Below are 20,575 nucleotides of genomic sequence, written 5' to 3'. Positions count from 1 at the left end.
TGAGGTGACACCGTCCGCGCAGGCCAGAGACTGGCCGCGTGACCGAAGCCGCCACGACGACCGGGCATCGCCGGCTCTCGCTCGCCGCCATCTGCACGGCGACCGGGCTGGTCTGGCTGGCCTTCGCCGACCTGGGCGTGGCGATCCCGGCGATGGCCGGCGTGCTCACCGACGGGCTGGGCTGGCGGTGGCTGTTCTGGATCAATCTGCCGCTGGCCGTGGTCACCCTGGTCGCCTTGCGGGCCTCCACCCCGGAGTCCCGCGACGAGCACGCGTCCCGCCGGATCGACTGGCTCGGCCTCGCGACGATCGGCCTGGCCATCTTCGCGTTGCTGTTCGCGCTGACCGACGGCCCGGCCGCCGGGTGGGGGGATCCGCTGATCGCCGGCCTGCTGGCCGCGGCCGTCATTCTTTCGACCGCCTGGTACGCCGTGGAGCGGCGCGCCGCCGAGCCACTGGTCAAGCTGGAGCTGTTCAAACTTCGCCCGTACGACGCTGCGCTGACCGCCAACCTGGTGATGAACCTGGCCTTCGCCGGCCTCAGCTACCTGCTGGTGCTCTGGCTGCAGAACGTGCGCGGCTACTCCGCCGTCGAGGCGGGCCTGCTGATGCTGCCGTCGACCCTGGGCATCTTCGTGTTCATCCCGCGCGGGGCCCGGCTCGAGTCCCGGCGGGGCGGGCGGATGCCCGTACTCCTGGGGCTTGTCGTTCTCGCCGCCGGCCTGGCCGTTCTCGGCTTCCTGCACCCCGACGCGAGCCTGTGGTTGATGGCCGCCGGCCTGCTGGTCGTCGGCGTCGGCCTGGGCCTGCTTCCACCCCGATCTCCAACACCGCGGTCGGTGACGTGCCGGCCGGCCTGGCCGGCGCGGCGTCTTCAAGATGTCCAGCATGGTCGGCGGCGCGCTCGGCATCGCGGTGCTGTCCGCCGTGACCGGTGGGATCGCGTCGGCCGGCAGCACCGACGCGATGCGGGAGGCCGGGCTGAGCCGGTCGCAGATCGACACGGCCACGAACGCACTGGTCGGGTCGCCGTCGTTCCGGGACGCCATCGCGACGCTGCCGCCGGACCTCGGTCGCGCGGTAACCACCGCGGCGGCGGACGCCTTCACCCGGGGGATCGCCGGCGCCCTGCTGGTCGCCGCCGCCCTCGCGCTCGTGGCCCTGCTCATCGTCCGATTCGTCTGGCCGGGAAAGGCCGGAAACCATAGAAGGAGGACACCGTGGTCGACGACGTCGAAGTACTCCGTGGCCGGATCAAGGCGCTGATGCCGCAGGCCCGGGACGACCTGGCCGCCATGGTCGCGTACCGATCGGTGCACGACGCGGCCCAGTTCCCGCCGGCCGAGTGCGAGGGCATGGTCGACTGGCTGGTCGGCACGTTCGGCGAGCTGGGCTTCGCCGACGTCGCTGCCTACCCGACCCCGGACGGCAGCCAGGCCGTCTGCGGCACGCTCCCCGGCCCGCCCGGCGCACCCACCGTGCTGCTGTACTTCCACCACGACGTACAGCCGCCGCTCGGCGCGGCGGCCTGGAACACCCCGGTGTGGGAGCTGACCGAGCGTAACGGCCGGTGGTACGGCCGCGGCGCGGCCGACTGCAAGGGCAACATCGCCACCCACCTGACGGCGCTGCGCGCCCTTCGCGGCGAGCTGCCGGTCACCGTCAAGATCGTGGGGGAGGGGTCGGAGGAGCAGGGTACGGGCGGTCTGGAGGCGTTCGTGCCCGGCCACGCCGACCTGCTGCGGGCCGACGCGATCCTGGTCTGCGACGCCGGCAACGCCGCGGTCGGGCAGCCCGCCGTCACCAGCAGTCTCCGCGGCCTGGCCAACGTGGTGGTCAGCGTGGACTCGATGAGCGGGCCGATGCACTCCGGCATGTTCGGCGGTCCCGCCCCGGACGCGCTCGCCGCCCTGATCCACATGCTCGCCACCCTGCGCGACGCCAACGGCAACACCACGATCCACGGCCTCGCCAACAACCAGACCTGGGCCGGCGCCGTCTACCCGCCCGCGCAGTTCCGCACCGACGCCGGCCTGCTCGACGGCGTCCAGCTGCTCGGCGACGGCCGGGTCGCCGACATGGTCTGGGCCCGGCCCGCGGTGACCGTGCTCGGCATCGACTGCCCGCCGGTGGTCGGCTCCTCGGCCGCCATCCAGCCGTACGCCCGGGCCCGCGTCAACCTGCGCGTCCCGCCCGGCATGCACGCCAAACGCGCCCAGGACGCGCTCATCGAACACCTGCGGTCGGTCGCGCCGTGGGGTGTCCGGGTGGATGTCGTCCGGGAGGCCGACGGGGAGCCGTTCACCGGTTCCACCAGCGGCCCGGCGTTCGACACGCTGACCACGGCGATGCGCCACGCGTACGGCCGGCCGGCCGTGACCGAGGGGCAGGGCGGGTCGATCCCGCTGTGCAACGTCTTCCGCGGCACCTTCCCGGACGCCGAGATCATGCTGATCGGGGTGGAGGAGCCGCGCTGCCTGATCCACGCCCCGAACGAGAGTGTCGACCCGTCCGAGATCGAGAACATGGCCCTGGTGGAGGCGCTGTTCCTGAAGAACTATGCGGGCAGACGTCGTTGACGAGCGCCGGCTCCTCGAGTTCCTGCTGTTTCTGGGGAGCGCGCTGACCGCGGCCGGCGAGGCCGTCAACCAGATCGAGGACCATCTGCGCGCGGTGGCCACCGCCTACGGCGCGCCGCACGCCCGGGTCAGCGTGCTGCCCACCTATCTGGTGGTGGCGCTGGAACCCGGGCGGGCCGCGACCATCGAACCGACCCGCCAGCTGCGCGGCGGCTTGCGGCTCGATCAGACCGCCGCGCTGTACGCGGTGCTGCGTGAGGCCGGCGAGGGGCTGACGCCGGAACAGGGCAGCCGCCGCGTCCTGGAGATTGTCGGCCAGCACCCGCGATTCGGCCGCCGGCTCACCATCGCCGGGCATGCCCTGCTGACCGTCGGCATCTGCCTGGTGCTCCAGCCGACCTGGGGTGACCTGGTCCTCGCCGGGCTGTTCGGGCTGCTGGTCGGGGTGCTCAAACAACTCGGCGGCCGCTGGCCCGGCATCCAGCTGATCATGCCGGTGGCGGTGGCCTTCGTGGTCGCCGCGATCACGTTCCTGCTGGCCGGCCCGGGCTGGGCGGACGCCGACCTGCGCGCGATGATCGCCCCGCTGGTCACCTTCCTGCCCGGCGCGGCGCTGACCATGGCCGTCGTGGAGCTCTCGGCCGGCGAGATGATCACCGGGGCGAGCCGGCTGGTCTCCGGCGGCCTGCAACTGATGCTGCTGGCCTTCGGCATCACCGCCGCCACCCAGGTGGTGCCGGTGCCGGCCGACACGCTGATCGACGACCCGCAGAACCTGATCGGCTGGTGGGCACCGTGGCTCGGAGTGCTGGTCATCGGGGTGGGCACCTACCTGTTCCACTCGGCGCCGAAGCGCTCGCTGCCGTGGCTGCTGCTGGTGCTGATCGTCGCCTGGCTCGGCCAGTGCCTCGGCAGTCAGGTCTTCGGCGGCTATCTGAGCGGTTTCTTCGGCGCCCTCGCGATGACCCCGGTCGCCTACTTCGTCGAGCGCCGCCCCACCGGCCCACCCGCCCTGGTGTCCTTCCTGCCGGCGTTCTGGCTGCTGGTGCCGGGTGCGCTCGGCCTCATCGGGGTCACCGAATATCTGGATCAGGACACCATCGCCGCCGCCGAGGATCTCCTCGGCACGATCTGGTCGATGATCGCCATTGCGCTGGGCGTCCTGTGCGGTTACCCCATTTATCGTTCGCTCGCGCGGATACGTGCCGGCAGATAAAGGGCAAAATCAACCGATGGATGACGTACGGCTACGGCCGCTGGTTTTCGAGGACTGGCCGCTCGTGCACGGATGGGCCAAGCTGCCCGAGATGTCCCGCTACCAGACCTGGGGGCCGAACACCGAGGCGCAGACCCAGTCGTTCGTGCGCGAGTCGTCGGCGCTGTGGCACAGCCGGCCGCAGACCAGCTACCCGCACGCGATCCTGCTGGACGACGAGGTCGTCGGCATCGCCGACCTGCACCTGCGCGGTCCGTGGGCGGGTGAGATCGGCTACGGCATCCACCCGGACCGGTGGGGCCGGGGCATCGCCACCGCGGCCGCCCGGGAACTGCTGCGGATGGCGTTCACCGAGCGTGGCCGCCACCGGGTCTACGCCACCTGCGACCCGCGCAACATGGCCTCGGCCCGGGTCCTCGTCAAGATCGGCATGACGTACGAGGGCCGGATGCGCGAGACCATGCGGGTCGGCGACGGCTGGCGCGACTCCGACCAGTACGCGATCCTCGAGCAGGAGTGGCGGCCGGTCTAGTCGTCGTTCAGCGCGCGGCTGAGCTCGGTGGCGTACCGCTCCGCGACGGTGATGCTGTCCAGCGCGACCGTCCGGCGAGCGCCGGGGCTGATCCGGCCGCCGGGGCGCAGCCGCTCACGGACCAGCAGCATGGCCGCCAGATGCTCGTCGAGCAGGTTGATCACGAAGGCCGATAGATCCGGTTCCGTGTCGATCGTCATTTCCACTCCCGCGGGACAGGGCAGCGACCAAATCATCTTCATACAAGACTTCGTTTCGGCGGCGGGAACTACGATTTTCCTTCCTCGATCAACAGCACACCTCCTTCCCGGCGGATGATTCGCGTCGTGCGGTCATCGCGCGCCTGAAGGCACGGCGGGAGCGTCGTCCGCACTGCGCACGGCATCGTCGGGCTGGCCAAAGCTGTCGATATTCGCAGCGATCGCGCTATTAATTGAACGCCGGATGGCCGTCCGGTTAACGGCCGGAATTGTCGATCACCCGACGATTCCACAATTGCGGACGTCCATTACCGTGACGGCGTGCCCGCAGTTATCGAGGCGACCCGCACCATCGCCCGCCGCGCCGTCCGGCCCGAAACCCCCGCCCGGCTGCGCCTCTGGTCCGCGGTCACCATCGTCGCCGCCGTCGCCCTGCTCGCCTCGCTCAGCCTGCTCATGGCCCGGGTGCAGGAACAGGTGCGGATCATCGGCGACGAGGCCGCCCCGCAGGCCGCCACCGCCGCCGACCTCTACTTCGCGCTCAGCGATATGGATGCCCAGGTCGCCCGCATGGTCCTCACCGCCGGCCAGGACGAGCTGGCCGGCAGCCAGATCGACGCCCTCGGCACCTACCAGGAACGCAGCCGCCAGGTCGACGCCGATGTGCAGAAAGCCCTGAGCGCCCCGAGCGACCACGACCTGGTCCTCGAACTGATGGGGCACCTGGCCACCTACCGGGAGCGGGTCTGGCAGACCCTCACCGCCGGGGACGCCGCCGCCGGCTATTACACGCAGGCCACCAACGTGCTGCACCTCGACCTGCTGCCGGCCGCGAAGGACCTCCGCGACCGCGGTGCGGAACGGCTCTCCCAGGCGTACGGCCGGAAAAGCGTGACCGAAGGCCGGGCCGTGACCGTCGCGGTCGTGCTGGGGGCCGCCCTGCTGCTGTTGCTTCTCGCCCTGCAGGTGTGGCTGGCCCGCCGGTTCCGGCGGGTGCTCAATCCGGCCCTGCTCGCCGCGACCGGGCTGACCGCGGCCCTGGTGATCCCGGCCGTCGCCGTGCTGACCCTGCAGGCGTCCCGGCTGAACGAGGCGCGCGACGACAGCCTCACGCCGTTCCTGGCCCTGTCCCAGGCGCGGGCGATCAGCTACGACGCGGCCGCCGACACGAGCCGCTACCTGATCAGCGACAACCTGGCCTACTACGACGACGACTTCCGGCGGAAGTCCGGCTGCCTGACCACCGGCGGCTCGTGCGGCCCGGAGGCCGGCGAGATCGAGGGTGGCCTGCCCGCGGTGGCCGGCGAGATCGGCGGCGGCCTGCCCGCGGTGGCCGGCCGTTCCGACGTGCTGACCCGCTGGCAGGCCTACCGGGCCGACCACGAGCGGATCGTCGGCCTGGCCCGTGGCGGCCGGAGCGCGGAGGCGGTCGGCGCCCTCACCGGCATCCGCCGCGGTGACGCCTCGTTCGACTTCTCCTACTTCGACGCCGCGGTCGCCGACATCGCGACGGCCCGATCGAACGACTTCGACCAGGCCCTGCACGACGCGAAAACCATCCTGACCGGCTGGCCGTGGATCCCGGTAGCCGTCCTGGGCCTGGTGATCCTCCTGATCCCGGTCGCCGTCCGCAAACGCTTCGCCGAATACCGCTGAGGGGTCCCCGATGAAACTTCGAGCGCTGGGACTGATCGCTCTGGTGACGCTCGCCGGATGTTCGGCGCCGCGGCCGGCGGCGGCCGCGCCGATCTCCTGCGCGTCCGGCAAGATCACCGGACAGGGATCCTCGGCGCAGGCCAACGCGGTCAGCGCCTGGATCCGGAACTACCAGGTCAGCTGCGCGGACGCGACGGTCGAATACGCGAGCGTCGGTTCCGGCGCCGGGCTGGCCGCCTTCATCGCCGGTGCCGGCGACTTCGCCGGAACCGACTCGCCGCTGTCGGCAGCCGACCAGTCCAGGGCGAACGCCCGCTGCGCCCAGGCACCGGCGATCCACCTGCCGATGGTGGTCGGGCCGATCGCCCTGGCCTTCAACGTCGCCGGCGTAGACAGCCTGCGCTTGACACCCGCCACGATCGCCCAGATCTTCACCGGCCGGATCACCACCTGGAACGACCCGTCGATCATCCGCGACAACCCGGCAGCCGCGCTGCCGGCGACGCCGATCCGCCCGGTCCACCGATCCGACAACTCCGGCACCACCGACAACTTCACGAAATTTCTGGCAGCCACCGCGGCGCCAAACTGGCCGCACGGCTCCGGCAGCACGTGGAAGGCCCCCGGCGGCCTGGCGCAGAAGGGCAGCAACCGCGTGGTGTCCACCATCGAGCGCTCGGACGGAGCGATCGGCTACGTAGAGGCCTCCTACGCCCGCTTCCACCACCTGCCGACCGCCAGAGTAGGCAACGCGGCCGGCGAGTTCACAGCACCGACCGACGCTGCCGCGGGCAACATGGTCGACGGCGCCAAACTCACCGGCACAGGCGGCGACCTGCAACTGGCCATCGACTACGGCACCGGCTCCGCCGGCGCCTACCCCCTGGTCCTGGTGACCTACGAGGTGGTGTGCAAGGCGGGAGCATCACCCCTGGTCAAGAGCTTCCTGACGTACGCGTCAAGCCCCACCGGCCAGACCGCCGCCACAAGACTCGGCTACGCCCCACTACCCAGCACACTCCGCACCCGGGTAGCCAACGCCGTAGCCACCCTCTGATCACCCGGAGGAGCCCGCGACCAGCCCGAAAGCGGACGGCCTGACCGACGATCGACCGCGACCATCGAAGGCGGAGCCGACCGCGCTGACACGGCTCAGGCTCTGGCCGGCGCCCCACCGAGATTCATTGCCTACCGATGTGAGCGCCCGGTCAGGGCGGTGATGAGGTATTTGCCATCGCCGCCAAGAATTATTGTTGTCCACGCGTCCGCACGACGTTGGCCCGGAGTCGAATGCATCCCCCTTCTTTACTTTTCTGAGCTGGGCGACGCCGGTCGGTCCGGCAATGTGTACGGTCGGCCTTTCCCTGGTGGTCTCTGGTGCTCGGATGAGTTTGTTCTGGATGTGTGGTGGCCCCCCACCGACCGCGGCGGGGCTATTGGGAGATCGGCCGTCGCCAGTGACCCGATGATGTCGCCGGTAGCGTTACGCCGGTCGGCCTCGCCGGTCGGCCTCGCCGGTCGGCCTCGCCGGTCGGCCTCGCCGGTCGGCCTCGCCGGTCGGCCTCGCCGGTCGGACGATCGCCGCGCGGCAGCCGAACCTCGGTGGTGCGCCGGCGCCGGGCGGCCGACGATGTTCGTCCCGTCCTGGCGGTTTGTCGCTGCGAGGGGGCCGGACCCGGCGCGTTGACTCAGCGCGGTCGTGGTCGTCCGCGCGGCCGGGCTGGTCTGCGCGCCTGGCTGGGCGGGCCTGGCGCGCGGGGTGCGTCTGCGTCGCTGCCGTGGTTTGTGGGTTGGGGTCGGTTCGGGTGGCGGTGTCTGCATGGTGTTCGGGCTCGGCGCGCGTCTCGGCTTCCGGCTCGCGTGCGAGGGCTGTCCGGTCGGCGGGGACGGGCTGTCCGGGTGGCTGTTTGCCGTGTGGCGGCAGGTCGCCCTGGGTCGCGACGTCACGGCTGCGGGAGGGCCGCCGGGCCACGGTCGCCTCCTGCGGCCAGATCAGCGGCGGGACCAGCTCGGTCTCGTCGTGCAGGCCCAACTCGCCGCACTCACGGGAGCAGCCATGTGCGCGGCACTGCTTGCGCGCGTGTCGGCGAGCGAGTCCCCACCGCCGGCGACGGGCATGCTCACGACGAAATTCGTCCGTTGCCGGCGAATAGTTACGCGCTTTCGTGCGATCACGCAGGGCAGCAGTTTCGGGCCGGGTGAATAGCTGGAGCTGCTGGTACCGCATGCATATATTCTCGCGCAGCCGGAACCGCACCCGCTAAGAGATGATCATGCCAATCTCGGACGCCATCCGGAACCGGCTAATCGGTTGCCTACAAGCAATTCGATGCCGGAAAATGGAATTGACTTTATACCCGTCGCCGTGTGGTTCACCGGGCTGAACGTGTGCTCATGACCGTGCGGACGGCGATGCCCGGCGGTTCGAGAACCGCCGGGCATCGTCAGTTTGTCCGGGCGCCGGCTTGTGGCGTGGCCGGGGATGGGTCGTCAGGCCGTCTCGGCCAGCTGCTTGGCCTTCTCGGGCCAGGTCGCCACGGTCGGGGACAGGCGCATGCCGGCGCTTGCGATCGCGGTCTTCAGGGTGGCCACATCGGAGTCGGCCAGCTGACGGAACGTCGTGATGCCGGCGACCGCCAGGGCCATCGCCATCTTGGGGCCGATGCCGGTGATCTTGGTCAGGTCGTCCGGCTCGGCGATCGCCACGGCGACCGGGGCCGGGGTGGCCTCGACCTCGTCGGCCTCGGCCGGGCCGGGGACGGCCGCGACGACGGCGGGCGAGGCGGGGATCGGCTCGGCGGCGGCGATCGGCTCGGTCTCGGCGGCGACGGCCACCGGCTCGGGAATGATCTCGGCGACCGGCTCGGCGGCAACCGGCTCGGCGGCGGCCGCGATCGGCTCCTCCACTGCGACCGGCTCGGGCGTGAACTCGGGCTCCGGCTCGGCAGCGACGGGCTCGGCCACGGCGACCGGCTCCGGAACGGCGACCGGCTCGGTCTCGGCGACCGCGACCGGCTCGGTCCCGGCGGCGGCGACAGGCTCGGCGGCGGCGACAGGCTCGGCGGCGGCGACAGGCTCGGCGGCGGCGACAGGCTCGGCGGCCGCGGCAGGCTCGGTCTCGGCGACCGAGGCGGGCTTCTCGACGGCGACCGGCTCCTCGACCGCGGTGGGCGTCTCCTCAGTGGCCGGCTCGGCTGCGGCGGATGTGGTGGGGGTCGGGTCCTCGGTGACCACGGCCTGTTCGGCGATGGCCGCCTCGGTCTCGGCGGGGGTTGCCTCCTCGGCTTGGGTGGTCTCGACGGCCGGGACGGCTACGAGGGCCGCCTCCGGAGTTGCCGGGAGCGTGGCGGTAGCGGGCTGCTCGGTGGCCCGGCGGGCCCGCAAGAACCAGCCGCCGAGCAGGCCGATCACGAGCCCGGCAACGAAAAAGAGAAACGAAGCCATGAAGGGCCTCCGGACAATGAGAGCTGCGGATGTAGCGCGCATGTTTGCACATCCCCTCGTTTGCGCACCATGAGGGTGGTGTGCCGGCGCCGTTCATACAACGAACAAGCTCACCAGCCGTCATGGCTCGATTACCGTTCGACGACCGGGGGACCGGAAGTTCCCGTTTAGAGCATCCCGGCCAGGTCCTCGGGCGCCCGCATCCGCCATGCGTCGGTGACGAGTTCCTCCAGACGCGCGGCCGAAACCTGGGACAGCCGCACCATCACGAGTGGCAGGCCGTCGTAGCCGGGGGTGGTGAAGAACAGTGCCGGCTCGCCGAGCAGCAGCGCCTGCTTCTCCGCCTCGTCGCCCACATACAGCACCGCGATGTCGGTGCGGATCACCCGCGGCTTGCCGGGCAGTCGCTCCGGATAGGACCAGATGAAGCCCTTGTTACCGACCCGGAAGTCGAAACCGTCGCTGTCGATCTCCACCACGTGCGGCAGCTTCAGCGCCAGCCGCCGCACATCCTCGGCCCCAGCCATGCGCGAGACTTTAGTCGAGCTCGACGATCTCGCGGCCGAGCGGCCAGAACGCCACCGGGACCAGTTTGAAGTTGGCGATGCCGAACGGGATGCCGATGATCGTCAGGCACTGGGCGACGCCGGTGGTGAGGTGGGCGAGGGCCAGCCACCAGCCGGCCAGCACGACCCACAGCACGTTGGCTACGCCGGAGCCGACGCCGGCGCCGGGCCGGCTGACCACGGTGCGGCCGAACGGCCACAGCGAATACACCGCCAGGCGCAGCGAGGCGACGCCGAACGGGATCGTGACGATCAGGGCGAAACAGATCAGGGCCGCGACGCCGTACGCGATGGCGAGCAGCAGCCCGCTCCCGAAGATGAACCACAGCACGTTCAGAATCAGCCTCACGTCTTCAGGATGACCCGTGTCGGCAACCGGTTGACCATCCGGGCCGGAGGAGCGGGGGCTTCTCACATTCGCCCCGGGGCGCGTGGTGATGACCGGGTAACCCGCCGAGCACAGACGATTGACGACCGCGAAACCCCGTACGCCTACCGTCGGCCTCGACGGAAGGGGACTGATGGTCGCGCAGGTCAGGACGGTGTGCGGCTATTGCGGCGTGGGCTGCGGCATGGTGCTCGACATCGAGCGCGGCCCGGACGGCCGGCGCCGCGCGGTGAAGGTGCGCGGCGACCGGGACCATCCGGCCAACGCGGGACGCCTGTGCACGAAGGGCGCCACCAGCGCGGACATGCTCGGCGCGCCGGGTCGGCTGGGCACGGCGCTGACCCGCGCCGCGCGCGACGCCGCCGCGGCGGAGACCCCGGTGGAGCAGGCCGTCGCCGAGGCCGGGCGGCGGCTGCGGGAGATCATCCAGCGGTACGGGCCGGACAGTGTCGCCCTCTACGTCTCCGGTCAGATGACATTGGAAGCCCAGTACCTGTCGAACAAACTCGCCAAGGGGTTCATCGGCACCAACCAGATCGAGTCGAACTCCCGGCTGTGCATGGCCAGCGCCGGCACCGGCTACAAGCTGTCGCTGGGGGCGGACGGTCCGCCCGGCTCCTACGACGACCTGGACCACGCCGACGTCTTCTTCGTGATCGGCGCGAACATGGCCGACTGCCACCCCATCCTGTTCCTGCGGATGATGGAGCGGGTCAAGGCGGGCGCGAAACTGATCGTCGTCGACCCCCGCCGCACCGCCACCGCCGACAAGGCCGACCTCTACCTGCCGATCCGCCCCGGAACCGATCTTTCCCTGCTAAACGGCCTGCTCCAACTGCTGGTCGCGAACGGGGACATCGACGAGGAGTTTGTCACCTCGTACACAAATGGTTGGGAAGCGATGCCGGACCACCTGGCCGAATATCCGCCCGAGGCGGTAGCCGAGGTGACCGGTCTCGAAGAGGCCGGCATCCGGCAGGCCGCCGAGTGGATCGGCGCGGCCGGCAACTGGGTGACGCTGTGGACGATGGGCCTCAACCAGAGCACCCACGGCACCTGGAACACCAACGCGATCTGCAACCTGCACCTGGCGACCGGCGCGATCTGCCGCACCGGCAGCGGACCGCTGTCACTGACCGGCCAGCCGAACGCGATGGGCGGCCGGGAGATGGGCTACATGGGCCCGGGGCTGCCCGGACAGCGGTCGGTGCTGGTCCCGGCCGACCGCGAGTTCGTCGAGAACGCGTGGGGGCTGCCGGCCGGCACCCTGCGCACCGAGGTCGGCAAGGGCACGGTGGAGATGTTCGAGCGGATGGCCGCGGGCGAGATCAAGGCCTGCTGGATCATCTGCACGAACCCGGTCGCGTCGGTGGGCAACCGCCGCACGGTCATCGCCGGCCTGGAGGCCGCCGAGCTGGTCATCACCCAGGACGCGTTCGCCGAGACCGAGACCAACGCGTACGCGGACATCGTGCTGCCGGCCGCGATGTGGTCGGAGACCGACGGCATCATGATTAACTCGGAGCGGAACCTCACCCTCGTACACCCGGCGGTGGACCCGCCGGGCGAGGCCCTGCCGGACTGGCAGCTGATCGCGATGGTCGCGCGGGAGATGGGTTTCGGCGACCAGTTCGGGTACGGGTCGGCCGCCGAGATCCTGGACGAGATCAAACAATTCTGGAACCCGCAGACCGGGTACGACCTGCGCGGCGTCACGTATGAGCGGCTCGCCGAGGGCTCGGTGCAGTGGCCGGTCCCGCCGGACGCCGGCGACCGCAACCCGATCCGCTATCGCAACGACGGCACCAGCCAGCCCCTGCGCGAACGCCCCGACGGCAGCCGGCCGGCGCTGACCTTCGCCACCCCGGACGGGCGGGCGGTCTTCCACGCCCGGCCGCACATGCCCCCGGCCGAACTGCCCGACGACGACTTCCCGTTCGTCCTCAACACCGGCCGCCTGCAGCACCAGTGGCACACCCTCACCAAGACCGCCAAGGTGGCCAAGCTCAACCGCCTGAACCCTGGTCCGTTCGTCGAGGTCAACCCGGCCGACGCCGCGCGGCTCGGCATTACCGCGGGTCAGTCGGTGGAGATCGCGTCGCGGCGTGGGCGCGCGGTGCTGCCGGCGGTGCTGACCGACCGGGTCCAGGTGGGGAATCTGTTCGCGCCGTTCCACTGGAACGACCTGTTCGGCGAGTACGTGAGCGTCAATGCGGTGACCAGCGATGCGGTCGATCCGCTCTCCTTCCAGCCGGAGCTGAAGGTGTGCGCGGTGTCCCTGACGCCGGTCGCCGTCCCGCCATCCGGGGACCCATCAGCCACTCGAACGTTAGGCGCCCCAACGTTAGGCGCACCAACGTTAGGCCCACCAACGTTAGTCGGACGAACGTTAGATGGACTTACGTTAGGGGACCTTACGTTAGGTGGGCCAACGTTAGGGGCGCCAACGTTAGGGGGACTAACGTTCGGTCGCCTAACGGCCGCGGGATCAGTGGCCGGGGAGTCGGTGGGGCCGGCCGGCGCGCTGGGCGGGATCCTCGGCCTGCCTTCCGGGCCGGTGCTCGATGACGCCGGACGGCACTACCTCTCCGGGTTCCTGACCGCGCTCGCGGTGCTGCCCGCGGACCCGGAAATGCCGCCCACCCTGCCGGCCAACGCCCCGTTCGACGCCACCACCGCAGCCTGGTTGAACGGGCTGCTGGCGGGGGCCTTCACCCGCGTACCGCAAAAGCCGGCCGCGGACCCGGCGGCGGACGCACCCAGCCGGCGCCTGCAGGTCCTGTGGGCCTCGCAGACCGGGACCGCGGAGGAGTTCGCGCAGGCCGTCGGCCGGCGGCTGGCCGAGGCCGGGCGGCCCGCCACGCTGCGCGGGATGGACGGCTCGGCCGGTGACCTGCTCGACAGTGACGCCGATCTGCTCATTGTGACCAGCACGTTCGGCGACGGGGAGGCGCCGGACAACGGCACCGGGTTCTGGGATTCGCTGGCCGGGCCGGACGCGCCGCGGCTCGACGGGCGCCGCTATGCGGTGCTGGCGTTCGGCGATTCCAGCTACGACGATTTTTGCGGGCACGGCCGCCGCCTCGACGATCGGCTCGCCGAGCTCGGCGCGGTCCGGATCGCGCCGCGTGTCGACTGCGAGCCGGACTTCGAGGACGCGGCTCGCGGCTGGCTCGACCAGGTCGTCGTCGCGCTCACCGCGCCGGTCGCGGCGCCCGCGCCGCAACCCACCCGGGCCGCGCCGCTGACCGCTGTGCTGTGCGGGAACGACCTGCTCAGCGGGCCGGGATCGGCCAAGGAGGTACGGCAGTTCACTTTTGACACGGGTGGGCGGCTCGAATACTCGGCCGGTGACGCGCTCGGGATCTGGCCGACGAACTGCCCGGACCTGGTCGACGAGTGGCTGGCCGTCACCGGGCTGCGGGCGGATCAGGCCGTCTCGATCCCCGGCGTGGGGGAGCGGTCCTTCGCCGATGCGCTTCGCCGGGATCTCGACATCACCCGGATCACCCCGGATCTGTTGCGGTTCCTGGCCGAGCGCACCGGGGACGCGTTCCTGCGTACCCTGCTGCGGCCGGACAACAAGGGGGAGCTGGCCAAGTTCACGTGGGGGCGGCAGGCCGCCGACCTGATTGCCGAACATCCGGTGCGGGCGGCCGCCCAGGAGTGGGCCGACGTGCTCAAACGGCTCCAGCCGCGGCTCTACTCGATCTCGTCGACGCCGCTGACCGACCCGGGCCGGGTCAGCCTGACCGTGTCGGTGGTGCGTTTCGACAACCTGCGCGGGGCTCCGCGCAAGGGGGTGTGCTCGACGTTCCTGGCCGACAGCGCCGACGAGGTGCCGGTGTTCGTGCAGCGTTCGCCGCACTTCCGCCCGCCCGCCGACCCGGCCACCCCGATGATCATGGTGGGGCCGGGGACCGGGGTGGCGCCGTTCGTCGGTTTCCTGCGGGAGCGGCAGGCGCTCGGCGCGACCGGCCCGAACTGGCTGTTCTTCGGCGAACAGCGCCGGGACACCGACTTCTACTACGCCGACGAACTCGCTCAACTGCAGAACGACGGCGTGCTGAACCGGCTCGACCTGGCCTTCTCCCGCGACCAGCGCAGCAAGGTCTACGTGCAGGACCGGATGCGTGAGCACGGCGCGCAGCTGTGGGCGTGGCTGCGCGACGGCGCCCATCTCTACGTCTGCGGCGACGCTTCGCGCATGGCCCGCGACGTGGACCGGGCGCTGCGCGACATTGCCGCGGCCCACGGCCGCGTCGACCCTGACGAGTACGTGAAACAGCTGTCGGCCGAGAAGCGCTACCGCCGGGACGTCTACTGATCCTTCGCGGTCGCGCCGATGCGGGTGAGGAGCTCCTTGAGCGTGCCGAGTTCGACGTCGTCGAGCGACTTCGACAGGGCCGCGTCGAGCTCGGCGACCCGGGCGTCGGCCGCGGCGAACAGGTTGCGCCCGGCCCGGGTCAGCCGGATCTCGACCAGGGTGCCGTGCATCGGGTGCGGGGTGCGCTCGACGATGCCGCGCCGCTCGAGCCGGACCAGGGTGCTGTTCATCGTCTGCGGGGTGACGTCGCACTCCCGGGCGAGCTGAGCGCCGGTGATCCCCTCGTGGTCGCTGAGGATGGCCATGGCGGTCTGCTGGGCCGGGGTGAGCCCGAACTCGCGCAGCGCCCGCTCCTTGGCCGATTGGGTCGCCTGCTCGGCCCGCTTCACATAGCCCAGAATCCGCTCGGAGTAATGCACGCCACAAAGCCTAACCGACGTGATAAGTCTGCTGTTAACTATCAGCCATCTGATAACCATCAGGATGCTGAGGTGATGAAGGTGGCTGATCGTCGGCGTTGGGCCGTCCTCGCGGTGGGCATGCTGGCCATGGCCGCGGCCTGCACGTTCCAGTACGGCCTGCCGTACCTGATTCCCGCGTTCCGCGCGGACGGGCTCACCCTCGCCCAGGCCGGCCTGCTCGCCGCCGCGCCCACCGCCGGCCTGCTCGTCACCCTGATCGCCTGGGGCGCCGCTGCGGACCGCTGGGGCGAACGCCGGGTCCTCGCCATCGGCCTGGGCGCGGCCGGCGCGATCCTCCTGGCGGGCATCGGCGCGGGCGGCCTGCGAGCCCTGGCCACCTGCTTCTTCCTGGCCGGCGCGGCCGGTGCCGCCACCCACGCCTCCAGCGGCCGGCTGATCCTGGGCTGGTTCGCCGCGAGGGAGCGCGGCCTGGCCATGGGCCTCCGGCAGACCGCCCAGCCGCTCGGCGTGGCCCTGGCCGCCCTCGTGCTGCCGGGGCTGGCCCGCGGCACGGCGCTCGCCTTCCTCGGCGCGTTCTGCCTGGTGGCGGCATTGACGGTGATCGCGTTCGTGCGCGACCCGGCGGTCTCGCCGGCCGAGCATGCGGTGCCGTCCGGGACCCCCTACCGGACGCCGGTGCTGTGGCGCATCCACGCGGCCAGCGCCCTGCTGATCGTCCCGCAGTTCACCGTCGCGACGTTCGCCCTGGTCTTCCTGGTCGACACGCACGGCTGGGACGCGGCGGCGGCCGGCCGCCTGCTGGCCGCCGGGCAGATCCTCGGTGCTCTGGGCCGCCTCGCGGTGGGCTGGTGGTCCGACCGGGCCGGCTCCCGGATGCGCCCGATGCGCCAGGTAGCCCTCGGCATTGCCGCCGTCCTCGCTGCCCTCGCCGCCGGTGCGGGAACCGGCTTCGCGATCCCCGCGCTGCTGCTGGCCGGCGTGCTGGCGGTCAGTCCGAACGGTCTGGCCTTCACCGCGGTGGCCGAACACGCCGGCCGCTCGTGGGCGGGCCGGGCCCTGGGCATCCAGAACACCGCCCAGAACATCGTCGCCACCGCGACCCCGCCGGTCATGGCCACGCTCATCGCCGCCACCGGTTACCGCCTCGGCTTCGCCGCCGCGATCGCGTTCCCCCTGGTCGCCGCAGCAGTGATCCCCACCCTCAAGGAACCTCGTGGAGATGCCGTCCCGGTCGAAGCCCGGACGTGACCCGCCGACCCCGCACCGCTCGAGGCGTTCAACGCCCAGGCCGCCCGGCACCACGTACGGCCCGGCCGCATACCTAGGGGGCGTCCCCGGGACTTCACCTATGTCGGGTGGGGTGTGCGGCTTCCTAGGCTCGGGTCATGAGATCGATGGCCTTCGCCGCGCCGCTGCTCCTGCTGGCCTACGGCGTTCTGCGGTGGATGGACGGACTGGACGGGCATCGGGACAAGGACGGGGCGGCCTGGATCGTCGGGCATCTCGCGTTCTTCGGGTCGATGGTGCTGTTCGCGATGATCGCGGTGACGCTTGCCCGGCGTACCCGGATGGGCCGGCGCCTTGCCGCGGTGGCCGCGGCCGTCTCGGTTTTCGGGGTGGCCTGCTTCCTCTGGGTCATCACCGGGGACCTGTCCGCGGAATTTCGGGAACGGTGGCCGTTGCCGGACGCGCTGCAGATCGTGGGGCCGCTGCTGTTCGTGCTCGGCATGTCGGTGCTGCTCAGCCTTCAGGTCGCGGCGGGGCGGGTGCCGGTGTGGAGCCCGGTTCTGTTCTTCGTGGGCTATCTCGCGATCAGCGTCAACCTGGACTTGCTGCCGCTTGCCGCACTGGTGATCCTTGCCGCGACGGTGCCGCTCGGACGGCCCGGGTCCGGGTCGCCGCGAGCGATACCAGCAGTATCGCGGTTGCACTGAGGGTGATCGCGGCTCCGGCGGCGATGTTCCACCGGGTCGACACGGCCAGGCCGGCCGCGCCGCTCACCACGCCGAACCCCATCGAGAGCGGGGTGAGCAGGGCGAGCCGGTCGGTCCACAGGCGGGCGGCCGCGGCCGGGGCGACCAGCAGGGCCAGGGCCTGGACGGTGCCGACGGCCGGGACGATCGTGACGACCACCAGTTCGATGGTGACCAGCAGGGTGAGGTCCACGGCGCGGGCGTTCACCCCGGCGGCCCGGGCGGCCGCCGGGTCGAAGCCGGTGAACAGCAGCGGGCGGGCCAGTACGGTGAGCACCATCGCGGACAGGGCCAGCACGACGGCGGTGGTGGCCACGTCCCGGCCGGTCACCGTGAGGATCGAGCCGACCAGGAACTCGGACAGGTCGATGCCGAAGCCGTCCTGAGTGGCGACCAGCCCGACGCCGAGCGCGAAGCCGCCGGAGAGCAGGACGCCGGTGACGGCGGCGGTGTTCTGGCCGCGCCGTCGGGACAGGACGGCGACCGCGCCGGCCACGATCAGCCCGGCGGCCGCCCCGCCGAGGTAGATGTTGAGGCCGAGGATGGCGGCCGCCACCACGCCGGGGAAGGTCGCGTGGGTGAGCGCCATCGTGAAGAACGACAGCCGCCGCAGCACGACCTGCACCCCGACCAGCCCGCCGAGCGCCCCGACCAGCACCGCTTCAAGCCACCAGATCACGTCGCCGGCCTTTCGAGGGAAGGGGCAAGAGCACCAGGTACGCCGCGACCAGCAGGAGCACCACCGCGGAGGCGGAGGTGACGCGCATGCCGTGGTCGACGGAGGCGGTCCAGCTCAGCCACAGCCCGAGGTACCCGGCCCCGGCGGTCAGCGCGGTCGCCACGACGATCATCGGGATCACCCGGGCGGTCACCAGGCGAGCCGCGGCGGCCGGGACCACCAGCAGGGCGACGACGAGGACGGTGCCGACCGCGCGCACCGCCGCGACCACCACGAGGGCGACGATCACATTCAGCCACAGGTCCAGCCGGGCAACGCGGTAGCCGGCGGCCGCGGCGCCGGCCGGGTCGAAGGTGCGGAACAGGAACGCCCGGCCGCCGATGGCCAGGGACGCCAGGACGATGACGCCGAGGACGGCCGTCTCGACGATCTGGGACATGGTGACCGTGAGGATTCGGCCGAAGAGAAAGGCGGTCAGATCCGAGGTGTACGACGTACGCCGGGACACCAGCGCGACGCCGACCGCGAACATCGAGGTGAGCAGGACCGCCGTGGCCGCGTCGGAGGGCAGCCGGTCGAGCAGGGTGAGGCCGATCGCGGTGAGCAGCCCGGCGGCCAGGGCGCCCAGGAAGACCCCCGACGCGCCGCCGAACAGGAAGCCGATCACCACCCCGGGGAAAACCGTGTGGGTGAGGGCGTCCGCGACGAACGACAGCCGCCGGGCGAAGACGAACACGCTGACCGGCCCGCAGATCGCCGCGAGCAGCAGCAGCTCGGTCAGCGCCCGCAGCATGAACGGCGTGGTCACAGCGTCACCAGCCCGCCGTACGCCTGCCGCAGCAGTTCCGGCGTGAGTGTCGACGACGGCGGGCCGGCCGCGTGCTGCCGGCCGTTGAGCAGGCTCACCAGGTCGGCGTGCGAGCGGGCCAGGTCGAGGTTGTGGGTGCTGATCACGATGGCCGTGCCGTCGGCGGCCGCGGCCTTCAGGACGCGCAGGATCGCGTCGCGGCTGAGCGCGTCGACCCCGTTGAACGGCTCGTCGAGCAGCAGCAGGCGCGGGGCGGCCACCAGCGCCCGGGCCACCAGGACCCGCTGGCGCTGGCCGCCGGAGAGCAGCCCGAACCGGTCCCGCGCCCGGGCGGCCAGCCCGACCAGGGCGAGGGCGTCGAGCGCCACCTGCCGGTCGGCCCGGCCGGTGGGCCGCCACCAGCCGATCCGGCGGTAGCGACCCATCAGGACGACCTGTAGCGCCGACACCGGGAAGTCCTGGTCGACCAGGCCGCTCTGGGGAACGTACCCGATGGGGCCCGGTGCGAGCACGGAGCCGGCGGCGACCTCGGCCAGCCCGACCACCGATTTGATCAGAGTGGATTTGCCGGCCCCGTTGGGGCCGACCAGGGCGAGGACCTGGCCGGGGGCAAGGGCCAGATCAACATCTTCGAGTACGACGTGACCGCGGTAGCCGAGGGCGGCGCTGTCGAGCCGCAGGGCGTCCATGCTCAGCCGGCCAGTGCGCCGGCGATGGTCGCGGTGTTGTGCCGCTCGGCGGTCAGGTAGGTCGCGCCGTCGGAGCCGGCCGGGCCGAGGCTGTCGCCGTACAGCGAGGCCACCACCTTGACGCCGGCCTGGGCCGCGATGGCCTCGGCGGTCTTGGGCGGCAGCGAGCTCTCGGTGAAGACGGCCTTCGTCCCGGTCGCCCTGATCTTGGCGACCAGGTCGGTGAGCTGCTTGGCGCTCAGCTCGGCCGAGGTGTCCATGCTCGGGATGACCGAGCCGACGAAGTCGAGCCGGTAGCGGTCCACGTAGTAACCGAAGGCGTCGTGGTTGGTGACCAGCTTGCGCTGATCGGCCGGGATCCGGGCGTACGCGGCGAGGTTGTCGGCGTCGAGTTCGTCGAGCTCGGCGCTGTAGTCGGCGAGGTTCTCGGCGAACACGGCGGTGCGCGCCGGGTCGGCCGCGGCGAGGCCCTTCTCGATGTCCGCCACCATGATCTTGGCGTTGAGCGGGTTGTGCCAGATGTGCGGGTCGTCGGGGCGCAGCGCGACGTTGGCACTGGCGTCGACCACCGTGCCGGTGTAACCGGCCGAGGAGATGGTCCGGTCGAGCCACTTCTCCAGGCCGACGCCGTTCTTCACGACGAGTTTCGCGCCGGCGACGGCCTGCATGTCGGCGGGGGTCGGCTCGTAGTCGTGCGGGTCCACGCCGGGCTTGACGATCTGGGTGACGGTCACGTCGTCGCCGCCGATGTTGCGGACGAAGTCGGCCACCTGAGGCGTGGTGGCGACCACCGGCACCGGCTCGGAGGAGGCGGCGGCCGCGTTCCCGGCGGGCTCGGCGGAGCAGCCGGTCAGGAGGCCGGCCACGGCCAGGGCGGCCGCGGCCACCCCGTAGCGAAGTCGTGTCATGGCCCGGAACGATAACCATGTTCATTTAGATGGTCTAATCGCAATGTGTCTTTCCAATGAAACGGTTCATTGATGACTGTCAACGTTGTCATTTGATCGAGACCGAAAGTTTCGGAACGCCGATCTTGCCGACTTGCCCGGTAAAGGGCGGATAAAAACGGTGTTTTACCAGCGTGAAAGGGGTGGCT

General features: G+C 71.2%; 19 protein-coding genes. 10 read left to right on the top strand and 9 right to left on the bottom strand.

All coding sequences use genetic code 11. From position 1 onward, the window contains the following. Positions 1–38 precede the first annotated feature (38 nt). The 4 genes from Ato02nite_RS20020 to Ato02nite_RS20005 are packed head-to-tail and all read left to right on the top strand — an operon-like array spanning position 39 to position 4,327. A complete protein-coding gene (locus tag Ato02nite_RS20020) occupies positions 39–1,208 on the top strand; it encodes an MFS transporter (RefSeq protein ID WP_213008099.1) in 1,170 nt (389 codons plus the stop codon). Positions 1,209–1,220: 12 nt separating this feature from the next. Then, positions 1,221–2,579 (top strand): dipeptidase, encoded by a 1,359-nt coding sequence (locus Ato02nite_RS20015; protein ID WP_213008098.1) that lies wholly within the window; start codon positions 1,221–1,223, stop codon positions 2,577–2,579. Beyond that, complete coding sequence (locus tag Ato02nite_RS20010) at positions 2,560–3,795, top strand: threonine/serine exporter family protein (protein ID WP_213008097.1); 1,236 nt, start codon at positions 2,560–2,562, stop codon at positions 3,793–3,795. Before Ato02nite_RS20015 ends, Ato02nite_RS20010 begins: the two co-directional genes overlap by 20 nt. Before the next feature lie 16 nt (positions 3,796–3,811). Further along, complete coding sequence (locus Ato02nite_RS20005) at positions 3,812–4,327, top strand: GNAT family N-acetyltransferase (RefSeq protein ID WP_213008096.1); 516 nt, start codon at positions 3,812–3,814, stop codon at positions 4,325–4,327. Here the strand turns inward: Ato02nite_RS20005 and Ato02nite_RS20000 are convergent. Further along, a complete protein-coding gene (locus tag Ato02nite_RS20000) occupies positions 4,324–4,527 on the bottom strand; it encodes a hypothetical protein (RefSeq protein ID WP_213008095.1) in 204 nt (67 codons plus the stop codon). The two genes, Ato02nite_RS20005 and Ato02nite_RS20000, sit on opposite strands and share 4 nt — an antisense overlap. A gap of 321 nt (positions 4,528–4,848) precedes the next feature. Between Ato02nite_RS20000 and Ato02nite_RS19995 the strand changes: the two genes are divergently transcribed. From Ato02nite_RS19995 to Ato02nite_RS19985, 3 genes are all read left to right on the top strand, one after another. Then, positions 4,849–6,183: a GlnX family signal transduction membrane protein gene (locus tag Ato02nite_RS19995; protein ID WP_246607231.1), complete on the top strand. Its 1,335-nt coding sequence runs from the start codon at positions 4,849–4,851 to the stop codon at positions 6,181–6,183. 10 nt (positions 6,184–6,193) lie between these two features. After that, the gene (pstS, locus tag Ato02nite_RS19990) at positions 6,194–7,240 is read left to right on the top strand and encodes a phosphate ABC transporter substrate-binding protein PstS (protein WP_213008094.1); all 1,047 of its coding nucleotides are present in this window, start codon (positions 6,194–6,196) and stop codon (positions 7,238–7,240) included. Positions 7,241–8,002: 762 nt separating this feature from the next. Next, the gene (locus Ato02nite_RS19985; protein WP_213008093.1) at positions 8,003–8,389 is read left to right on the top strand and encodes a hypothetical protein; all 387 of its coding nucleotides are present in this window, start codon (positions 8,003–8,005) and stop codon (positions 8,387–8,389) included. Between the two features lie 284 nt (positions 8,390–8,673). Here Ato02nite_RS19985 and Ato02nite_RS19980 read toward each other — a convergent pair whose 3' ends face one another. From Ato02nite_RS19980 to Ato02nite_RS19970, 3 genes are all read right to left on the bottom strand, one after another. Further along, positions 8,674–9,627, bottom strand: coding sequence for a helix-hairpin-helix domain-containing protein (locus Ato02nite_RS19980; RefSeq protein ID WP_213008092.1), 954 nt, complete (start codon positions 9,625–9,627; stop codon positions 8,674–8,676). 167 nt (positions 9,628–9,794) lie between these two features. After that, complete coding sequence (locus tag Ato02nite_RS19975; protein ID WP_213008091.1) at positions 9,795–10,154, bottom strand: MmcQ/YjbR family DNA-binding protein; 360 nt, start codon at positions 10,152–10,154, stop codon at positions 9,795–9,797. Positions 10,155–10,164: 10 nt separating this feature from the next. After that, positions 10,165–10,542, bottom strand: a complete 378-nt coding sequence (locus tag Ato02nite_RS19970) for a YccF domain-containing protein (protein ID WP_213008090.1) — start codon at positions 10,540–10,542, stop codon at positions 10,165–10,167. Between the two features lie 172 nt (positions 10,543–10,714). Between Ato02nite_RS19970 and Ato02nite_RS19965 the strand changes: the two genes are divergently transcribed. Continuing rightward, entirely contained in the window at positions 10,715–14,908 is a 4,194-nt protein-coding gene (locus Ato02nite_RS19965; protein WP_213008089.1) for a bifunctional nitrate reductase/sulfite reductase flavoprotein subunit alpha, read from the top strand. Here Ato02nite_RS19965 and Ato02nite_RS19960 read toward each other — a convergent pair. Further along, positions 14,902–15,327 carry a MarR family winged helix-turn-helix transcriptional regulator gene (locus Ato02nite_RS19960; RefSeq protein WP_213008088.1) on the bottom strand — a complete coding sequence of 142 codons (426 nt, stop codon included), beginning with the start codon at positions 15,325–15,327 and terminating at the stop codon, positions 14,902–14,904. The genes Ato02nite_RS19965 and Ato02nite_RS19960 overlap by 7 nt on opposite strands. Before the next feature lie 81 nt (positions 15,328–15,408). On the opposite strand from Ato02nite_RS19960, the gene Ato02nite_RS19955 reads away from it, so the two are divergent. Beyond that, complete coding sequence (locus Ato02nite_RS19955) at positions 15,409–16,578, top strand: MFS transporter (RefSeq protein WP_213008087.1); 1,170 nt, start codon at positions 15,409–15,411, stop codon at positions 16,576–16,578. 137 nt (positions 16,579–16,715) lie between these two features. Beyond that, positions 16,716–17,264 (top strand): hypothetical protein, encoded by a 549-nt coding sequence (locus Ato02nite_RS19950; RefSeq protein WP_246607230.1) that lies wholly within the window; start codon positions 16,716–16,718, stop codon positions 17,262–17,264. On the opposite strand, the gene Ato02nite_RS19945 is transcribed toward Ato02nite_RS19950, so the two are convergent. The 4 genes from Ato02nite_RS19945 to Ato02nite_RS19930 are packed head-to-tail and all read right to left on the bottom strand — an operon-like array spanning position 17,149 to position 20,387. Beyond that, positions 17,149–17,982, bottom strand: a complete 834-nt coding sequence (locus Ato02nite_RS19945) for a metal ABC transporter permease (protein WP_213008086.1) — start codon at positions 17,980–17,982, stop codon at positions 17,149–17,151. The genes Ato02nite_RS19950 and Ato02nite_RS19945 overlap by 116 nt on opposite strands. Further along, a complete protein-coding gene (locus Ato02nite_RS19940; RefSeq protein ID WP_246607229.1) occupies positions 17,966–18,790 on the bottom strand; it encodes a metal ABC transporter permease in 825 nt (274 codons plus the stop codon). The genes Ato02nite_RS19945 and Ato02nite_RS19940 overlap by 17 nt, the downstream gene beginning before the upstream one ends. Next, the gene (locus tag Ato02nite_RS19935; RefSeq protein ID WP_213008085.1) at positions 18,787–19,479 is read right to left on the bottom strand and encodes a metal ABC transporter ATP-binding protein; all 693 of its coding nucleotides are present in this window, start codon (positions 19,477–19,479) and stop codon (positions 18,787–18,789) included. The genes Ato02nite_RS19940 and Ato02nite_RS19935 overlap by 4 nt, the downstream gene beginning before the upstream one ends. A gap of 2 nt (positions 19,480–19,481) precedes the next feature. After that, the gene (locus Ato02nite_RS19930; RefSeq protein WP_213008084.1) at positions 19,482–20,387 is read right to left on the bottom strand and encodes a metal ABC transporter substrate-binding protein; all 906 of its coding nucleotides are present in this window, start codon (positions 20,385–20,387) and stop codon (positions 19,482–19,484) included. Positions 20,388–20,575 lie beyond the last annotated feature (188 nt).

This window comes from Paractinoplanes toevensis (genome assembly GCF_018332695.1).
Taxonomy (GTDB): domain Bacteria; phylum Actinomycetota; class Actinomycetes; order Mycobacteriales; family Micromonosporaceae; genus Actinoplanes; species Actinoplanes toevensis.
This window is presented reverse-complemented; position numbering and strand designations above follow the sequence as displayed.

What these genes read in the sequence shown, in the direction of transcription:
- Ato02nite_RS20010 (WP_213008097.1), top strand. Translation starts at nt 2,560, where the DNA reads ATGCGGGCAGACGTCGTTGACGAGCGCCGGCTCCTCGAGTTCCTGCTG.
- Ato02nite_RS20005 (WP_213008096.1), top strand. Translation starts at nt 3,812, where the DNA reads ATGGATGACGTACGGCTACGGCCGCTGGTTTTCGAGGACTGGCCGCTC.
- Ato02nite_RS20000 (WP_213008095.1), bottom strand. Translation starts at nt 4,527, where the DNA reads ATGACGATCGACACGGAACCGGATCTATCGGCCTTCGTGATCAACCTG.
- pstS (WP_213008094.1), top strand. Translation starts at nt 6,194, where the DNA reads ATGAAACTTCGAGCGCTGGGACTGATCGCTCTGGTGACGCTCGCCGGA.
- Ato02nite_RS19985 (WP_213008093.1), top strand. Translation starts at nt 8,003, where the DNA reads ATGGTGTTCGGGCTCGGCGCGCGTCTCGGCTTCCGGCTCGCGTGCGAG.
- Ato02nite_RS19980 (WP_213008092.1), bottom strand. Translation starts at nt 9,627, where the DNA reads ATGGCTTCGTTTCTCTTTTTCGTTGCCGGGCTCGTGATCGGCCTGCTC.
- Ato02nite_RS19975 (WP_213008091.1), bottom strand. Translation starts at nt 10,154, where the DNA reads ATGGCTGGGGCCGAGGATGTGCGGCGGCTGGCGCTGAAGCTGCCGCAC.
- Ato02nite_RS19965 (WP_213008089.1), top strand. Translation starts at nt 10,715, where the DNA reads ATGGTCGCGCAGGTCAGGACGGTGTGCGGCTATTGCGGCGTGGGCTGC.
- Ato02nite_RS19950 (WP_246607230.1), top strand. Translation starts at nt 16,716, where the DNA reads ATGAGATCGATGGCCTTCGCCGCGCCGCTGCTCCTGCTGGCCTACGGC.
- Ato02nite_RS19935 (WP_213008085.1), bottom strand. Translation starts at nt 19,479, where the DNA reads ATGGACGCCCTGCGGCTCGACAGCGCCGCCCTCGGCTACCGCGGTCAC.
- Ato02nite_RS19930 (WP_213008084.1), bottom strand. Translation starts at nt 20,387, where the DNA reads ATGACACGACTTCGCTACGGGGTGGCCGCGGCCGCCCTGGCCGTGGCC.